This window comes from Pantoea sp. B566 (assembly GCF_024793925.1).
Classification (GTDB): domain Bacteria; phylum Pseudomonadota; class Gammaproteobacteria; order Enterobacterales; family Enterobacteriaceae; genus Pantoea; species Pantoea ananatis.
This window is the reverse complement of sequence record NZ_JANUQL010000003.1, coordinates 1,228,658-1,235,912: the sequence shown is the minus strand read 5'-3', so window position 1 is coordinate 1,235,912 and position 7,255 is coordinate 1,228,658. Positions and strand designations below refer to the sequence as shown.

The 7,255-nt window shown below is 53.3% G+C and carries 6 protein-coding genes; 4 read left to right on the top strand and 2 right to left on the bottom strand.

The features are described 5' to 3' along the window. Positions 1–267 precede the first annotated feature (267 nt). The 4 genes from NYE92_RS07410 (at position 268) to ompC (ending at position 6,674) form a co-directional block, all read left to right on the top strand. Positions 268–1,623: a TolC family outer membrane protein gene (locus tag NYE92_RS07410; RefSeq protein ID WP_013026484.1), complete on the top strand. Its 1,356-nt coding sequence runs from the start codon at positions 268–270 to the stop codon at positions 1,621–1,623. 26 nt (positions 1,624–1,649) lie between these two features. After that, on the top strand, positions 1,650–3,797 hold the full coding sequence (locus NYE92_RS07405) for a type I secretion system permease/ATPase (protein WP_014594152.1): 2,148 nt from the start codon (positions 1,650–1,652) through the stop codon (positions 3,795–3,797). Beyond that, the gene (locus NYE92_RS07400) at positions 3,794–4,960 is read left to right on the top strand and encodes an HlyD family efflux transporter periplasmic adaptor subunit (RefSeq protein WP_014594151.1); all 1,167 of its coding nucleotides are present in this window, start codon (positions 3,794–3,796) and stop codon (positions 4,958–4,960) included. The genes NYE92_RS07405 and NYE92_RS07400 overlap by 4 nt, the downstream gene beginning before the upstream one ends. A gap of 586 nt (positions 4,961–5,546) precedes the next feature. Then, a complete protein-coding gene (gene ompC / locus NYE92_RS07395) occupies positions 5,547–6,674 on the top strand; it encodes a porin OmpC (RefSeq protein ID WP_014594150.1) in 1,128 nt (375 codons plus the stop codon). A 35-nt stretch (positions 6,675–6,709) separates the two neighbouring features. Here ompC and NYE92_RS07390 read toward each other — a convergent pair whose 3' ends face one another. Both NYE92_RS07390 and NYE92_RS07385 read right to left on the bottom strand, forming a co-directional pair. Next, complete coding sequence (locus tag NYE92_RS07390) at positions 6,710–6,859, bottom strand: hypothetical protein (protein WP_014605391.1); 150 nt, start codon at positions 6,857–6,859, stop codon at positions 6,710–6,712. 145 nt (positions 6,860–7,004) lie between these two features. Continuing rightward, on the bottom strand, positions 7,005–7,118 hold the full coding sequence (locus NYE92_RS07385) for a hypothetical protein (protein ID WP_013026480.1): 114 nt from the start codon (positions 7,116–7,118) through the stop codon (positions 7,005–7,007). Positions 7,119–7,255: the final 137 nt, after the last annotated feature.

Sequence of the window (7,255 nt, the reverse complement as noted above, 5' to 3'; positions counted from 1 at the left end):
GTTAATTTTATCTTAAGTAGTGGCAGGGAATGGTGTCTGTTTAAAAAATCGCCTTTCAGTAAATATATTTGATAATTGGTGATTTTTAACATGACCACTTTCTCTGTATGTACTATTAATAGTAACTCGCGCTTAGCGGTCTTTACTGAACGCATTAAATAAATTAACAATAAAATGCGTGATGCTTATCGTGCCCTTGCTTTTTTTACATACTGAAATCACCAGGACGTCATCGAATGATCATAAGAAAACCTGTTGGTATGAATAATGAACAAAGCGCGTTTAGCCCTGTTTTTTTACGCCCTGAATGGCCTGGTCCTGCCCGCGGCATTTGCCGCCCCCTTACCGAAAGCGGAGTTCAACTGGCGCGCAGCACCCAGCGAAGAGCAGGTCGCCATTTTGACCCTGCGGGAAGCCATCCTTCGAGCCTTCGCACGCAACCCAAAAATTTCCGAGGCGGCGGCGCAGATTCATATTGGTGAAGGCGATCTGAGTGCCGCGCAAAGCGCCTGGTATCCCCAGATATCGCTTCAGGGGGCCGCGGGGCGCTCACATCAAACCGACTCATCTGGCAGTCTGAATAACAATGGGTCCGGCGGAATCACCCTCAGCCAGCTGTTATATGACTTTGGCCGCACTAACGGTGCCATTGACGAGCAGCATGCCCTGTCAGATGCCTACCGCTTCGGGTTATTTGACGCCATGACGCAGGTGGCTAAAGAGGCCTTACAGTCTTATCTGGAAGTCAAACGTTATCAGGCACTCGCCGCCACGGCACAGACGAATATCGCCTCGCTGGAGCACGTACGCGACATTGCCAAAATGCGTGCAGATGCCGGGCTCAACTCTCAGTCGGATGTGCTGCAGGCCGAAACCCGTATCGCCGCCATGCATGCCACGCGTGAACAGTATCTGGCCCAACTGCGCTCTGCCAACGCGCAGCTTACCGTCCTGACTGGCGTGGTGCCTGCCACGCTGCCTGAGCTGCCCCAGGCGCTGTTACAACAGCAAATTACCCTGGACAAAATCGCCTATGAAAACAGCGCATCGGTGCGCAGTGCGCAATACAAACAGGAAGCCGCCCGCGAACGGGTCCGTCAGGCGCAATCGGGTCACTGGCCCAGCATCAAGGTTCAGGCTGGCCGGACGCGTTACGAAAACGATACCCGCTCATACTGGGACGATGAAGTCCAGCTTCAGGTAGAAGCGCCGCTCTATCAGGGCGGTCTCGTCAATGCCAAAACCCAGTCAGCGGAGGGCGATCGGCTGGCCGCCCAGGCTGCGGTACAGCAAGCCAAACTCACGATTAATCAAAACGCCTCCACATCTTACGCCGATATGATCGGTGCTCAGCAGCGTCAACTGGCGGGAGAGGCGCAGTTAGCCAGCGCTGAACATACGCGCAACGTGTATGCCGATGAGTACCGGCTCAGTAAACGCAGCCTGAACGATCTGCTTAGCGTTGAGCAGGATGTGTTTCAGGCCGACAGCGCGCGAATCACTGCGCTTTATGACGGGTGGGATGCCACCGTCCGTTACGCCGCTGCCGTCGATAACCTGCTCGACATCATGGGTATCGATCGTCAAAAAAACAGTGGTGATCTTCTTCCTTCTTTGCAATAGCCAACCCGTTTTAAAAGGCGCGAACAATGAGTGCACAAAACCCGACGACCGATAACTGGATTGCTGCGATGTTGCGCGTGGCGGCACGCTTCGGTAAGCCTGCAGAGGGCAAAACGCTTCGCCAGCAAATGCGCTGGTTTGAACACCTGCCGGTGGCGCAGCAGCGGGATCGCCTGTGCGGGCTGCTGGGTCTCCATTTAACCATGGTGCCGCAGAACCAATTGCGCTGGCGGCAGGACATCACGCCCGTGGTGCTGGTGATGGAAAATAACAGCATCGCCGTGCTGGAAGAAATCGATGGCGAGGGCGGGGCGCGCTACTGGCTTAGTGAAGGCGGCGATGTCATTCGGGAAGGCGAGCTGGCAAGCCTGCTCTCCAGAGCGCAGGGGGACATTGGCGTGATTGGCGTGGCCGCGCGCGGAAGAGATGCCCGCATTGATGAGTTCGTGCAGCCCTATGAACCACACTGGTTCTGGAAAAACTTTCGCGGCATGGGCCGGCGAATCGGCGAAATATCTCTGGCATCGGTAATCAGTAACGTCCTGGCTCTCGCCGGTATTCTTTTCTCAATGCAGGTGTACGACAGGGTTATCCCGGCGCAGTCCGAGGCGACGTTGTGGGTGCTGTTTGTCGGCGTGCTCATTGCCGCCGCCATTGAATATCTGATTCGCCTGATGCGAACGCAGGTTTCTGACCTGATGGGGAAACGCATCGATCTGAAAGTGTCCGCCATGCTGTTTGCCCGGGCGATGAATATTCGCAATGAGTCACGGCCTAAATCCACTGGCTCTTTCATCTCCCAGCTGCGTGAAATCGATCAGGTTCGTGAGTTACTGACCTCAACCACCGTCGGCGCTGCCGCAGACTTACCCTTTGTCATTCTGTTCCTGTTTATCATGTCGTTTATCGGCGGCTGGCTGGTGCTGATTCCGCTGGCTGCTATTCCGCTCATTATTATTCCGGGGATGTTAGTGCAGTTCCCTATGGCGCGTCTGGCAAAAGCCGGGCTGCGCGAAGGCGCGCTGCGGAATGCCGTGCTGGTCGAGACGATAGAAGGCATTGAGGATATCAAAGCGCTGCAGGCCGAGCCTTACTTTCAACGCCAGTGGGAGCAAACCCACGAGGTCAGCGCCTCGATTGGCAATCAGCAACGTCTGTGGGGCGCCAGGCTGACCGGCTGGGCCTCCACCGTGCAGCAACTGACCTACGCGGGCATGCTGGTGTTCGGGGTTTATCTGGTACTGGATTCACAAATCACCACCGGTACGCTGGTGGCCTGCAGCCTGCTCTCTTCGCGCACCATCGCGCCACTCATGCAGCTGACCATGGTGTTTTCTCGTTGGCAGCACGCCAAAACCGCGATGAAAGGGCTGGATGAGCTGCTAAAAAAACCGCTCGATAAACCCGAGTCGGCCACCATGGCGCACTGTCCGACCCTGACCGGCCACTTTGAACTGCGCAACGTGCACTATACCTACGACGAAGAGAACGAAAAAAACGTGCTCAACGTGCAGCAGTTGAACATTAAGCCTGGAGAGAAAATAGCCATTCTGGGGAAGGTGGGCGCGGGCAAATCGACCCTGTTAAAAATACTGGCTGGCCAGGCGCAGGCCAGCCAGGGAAAAGTGCTGGTGGACGGCGTGGATATGGCACATATCGATCCGACCGATTTGCGCCGCCAGCTTGGCTGGCTGTCCCATGATTCGCGGCTGTTTTTTGGCACGCTCAGGCAGAATCTGCTGCTCGGCAATCCCCACGCCAGCGAACAGGAAATGCTGCAGGCGTTACGGATTAGTGGCGCGCTGTCGCTGGTTCAGCAGGATGCGGCCAGTCTGGATCGCGTGATCAATGAAGGGGGGCGAGGGCTGTCAGGTGGACAGCGGCAGATGATCATGCTCAGTCGAATGATCCTGCGCCAGCCGCAGGTGGTGCTGCTGGATGAGCCAACGGCCGCCATGGATGAGCAGCTTGAAGAGCATGTCATCCGTCAAATGCAGGGCTGGATCAGTGGACGCACGTTGATTCTGGTGACGCATCGCCCCGCGCTGCTGAAGATGGTCGATCGCATTGTCGTGATGGATAACGGGCGCATTATTGCCGACGGTGCGAAAGAGCAGATATTGCGGCGCGCCACTCAGAACGTCCCGGAAGCGACACAGGGAGGTGCGGTATGAGTGTGATCATCGATAAAGACCTTGCCAGACACGAGCGGCGCACCTCCGCGATCATCTGGTTGTGTACGGCGGCGCTGGCCTTTTTCCTGATCTGGGCGCACTTTGCCATTCTTGATGAGGTAACCGTCGGGACCGGTAAGGTTACGCCATCTACGCGCGCCCAGGTCATTGACAGCCTGGACGGTGGCATCGTTAAGCAGCTCAACGTGCACGAAGGCGATATTGTAGAAAAGGGCCAGATACTGGCCACGCTGGACCCAACCCGCTTTCAGTCCAACTTTGGTGAAGTACAGGCCAGAGTTCGCACGCTGCGTGCTTCATCGGAACGGCTCAACGCTGAACTGTCGGGAATTCCACTTAAATTCAGTGCTGAGACGCAAAAAGAGCCGCAGCTGGTGGCGCGTGAGAGACAGCTGTATGAATCGCGTCGGCGTAACCTCACCGAGACCATCAACAACCTGCAACAGTCTTTGCGGCTGGTACAGGATGAGCTGCGGTTAACTGAACCGCTGGTGGCAAAAGGCGCGGCGGGGCAGGTTGAAGTGATTCGCCTGCGCCGGCAGGTCAGCGATCTGCGTGGAAAAATCGACGAGGCGCGTAACGACTATCTGGTCCGCGCTCATGAGGAGCAGGTGAAAAACAATGCTGAACTCGATGCCCAGCTACAGGTAGCCGCAGGCAAAGAGGATCAGCTGACGCGCGCCACGCTCTATTCACCCGTGCGCGGCATCGTTAAAGATATTCAGGTCACCACGGTAGGTGGTGTGCTCGAACCCGGCGGAAAAATGATGGAAATCGTCCCTCTGGAAGATCAGTTACTGATTGAAACCCGTATCAATCCCCGTGATATCGCCTATATTCGGCCCGGGCTGGCAGCCGTGGTGAAAGTCACAGCCTATGACTCATCCATTTACGGGGATTTAACCGGCGTGGTGGAAACCGTTTCGCCTGATACCTTGCAGGATGAAGTTAAGCGCGACCAGTATTACTACCGGGTTTATGTGCGTACGCAAAAAGCAGAACTCACCAACAGGGCTGGACGACGCTTTCCTATCGTACCGGGCATGGTGGCGAATGTGGAGATCAAAACGGGGCAGAAATCTGTCATGGACTATTTGCTTAAGCCGTTGAATAAAGTCAAAGAATCGATGCGTGAACGCTAATATAGCCCACGTTTTCTGACGGCACGTATTTTAGTTACGCTGCGTGATAAATTAGCCGCTGAAGTTTACCTGCTGAGGCGGTATATTGCGCGAAATAAACCCATAAATACGGTGAAGAATCCCGCAGCTATCCAGGCTATTCAACTCTCTAAGACAATACAGACAACGTTCAGGCAAAAAAAAGCCGGGCAATAAGCCCGGCGATATATAAGGGTAAAAAAAAATCATTCGGGGTGAATGAAGATAAGAAATAAATGATGATAGCGGGAGTAAGTATATTGGCTGGCGAATAATAAGTTTTACCATTGAGTGCTTAGGATTATTCCCACTAAAATCATTCGGATAGCTATTATTTTCAACGCGGTTGTCATTTTGTGCTTTATTTTTTATCACTCCGTGCGGCTAATAAGTTCCCCTTTATTTACATATAGCAATAAATTTTACAGATCATGAAACACTTTCGGAAATTTAGTAGCATTTTTACGATGGATTATTACCCATTATGAAACAACAATGGTTTGCCGACCGATATTACCATCGGTTTGCAGTGGCAAATATAAAAGGCACATAACAGAGGGTAATAAAAATGAAGCGTCACATTCTCTCCCTGGCGATCCCGGCATTACTGGCAGCAGCGGGCTCGGCAAATGCGGCTGAAATATACAATAAAGACGGCAATAAATTAGACCTGTTCGGCAAGGTTGACGGATTGCACTATTTCTCGGACAACGACGGTGCCAACGGCGACCAGTCTTATGTTCGTTTTGGCTTTAAGGGTGAAACCCAGGTAACAGATCAACTGAGCGGCTACGGCCAGTGGGAATACCAGGCGGCGCTCAACAATTCAGAAGCACAGGGTACGGCAAACAGCTACACCCGTGTTGGTTTTGCAGGACTGAAATTCGGCAATGCGGGTTCATTCGACTACGGTCGTAACTACGGTGTGGCTTACGACATTGGCGCATGGACTGACGTTCTTCCTGAGTTTGGTGGCGATACCTATGGCGCAGACAACTTTATGTTCCAGCGTGGCAACGGTATGGCGACCTACCGCAACAACGGCTTCTTCGGTCTGGTAGACGGCTGGAACTTTGCAGTTCAGTATCAGGGCAAAAACGATAACCCAACGGAAGCAAGCGGTGGGCGTGATGTGCTGGGTGAAAACGGCGACGGCTGGGGTCTGAGCACGACCTACGATCTGGGCTCCGGTTTCGGTATCGGTGCGGCAACCTTCCAGTCGGATCGTACCAACAACCAAAATGGCAATGCGCCGGGCATTCTGGGTCGCGGAGATAAAGCGGAAGCTTATACCGGTGGTCTGAAATACGATGCTAACAACATTTATCTGGCTGCGATGTACACGCGCGCCTATAACGCGATCAGCTTTGGCGACAGCACAAGCGCTAATCAGCCAAACACGGCCTACGGCTATGCTGACAAGGCTGATAACTGGGAATTAGTGGCACAGTACCAGTTTGACTTTGGTCTGCGTCCTTCTCTGGCGTACGTTAACTCGCGCGGCACCGATGTGCAGAACTGGGGCAAACAGAATCTGAAGAAATATGTCGACGTGGGTGCGACTTACTACTTCAACAAAAACATGTCGACCTATGTTGATTATAAAATCAACTTACTCGATGACAACGACTTTACCAAGGCCGCCGGCATTAATACCGATGACGTGGTGGGCGTAGGACTGGTGTACCAGTTCTAAATGTCACAGGGAGCGCCCGTGCGCTCCCTGATTTATTAATCTGCCGGGTGTTCCGGCTCGTTATCATCCTGTGGCACGATCACGTTGCCATATCTGGCCCCCTCGAATGCCACACCTGAAAGTGTAAACGCAGCAAAACTCAGCCAGTTTTGCATCGCAGTCATCACGGTTTCCGACTTATCCATCCCACACCTCTCAGCAACACAGTTAAGGTTTCTGGTGCAGGAATCGTGCCAGCCCAACCGCTCTCATAGACACGGAAAAACAGGTGATTTTGCTACAATGGCGCGCGAATTAGGGGGCTGATGACCTTAAATGGTGCAGGGGCGATCAACGACGGCGCAGGTAAGTGGTTGGCATGTTGCGATTACGGCGTTGCTGCCATGTTTTATAGCTTCCTAATACGAACAGGCCCAGCACAGCGGCAAGGATTACATAAATCATCTGTGACTCCTTATTCTGACGCTCTCAGGAGCGAGCGGAACGTAGCAGTGTGATCGACCTAATAAGTTTTATCAACCATGTTTAAGTTACTTTACTTAGTGTTTGTGCTTTGAAATATGCACAGATGACCTGTTACG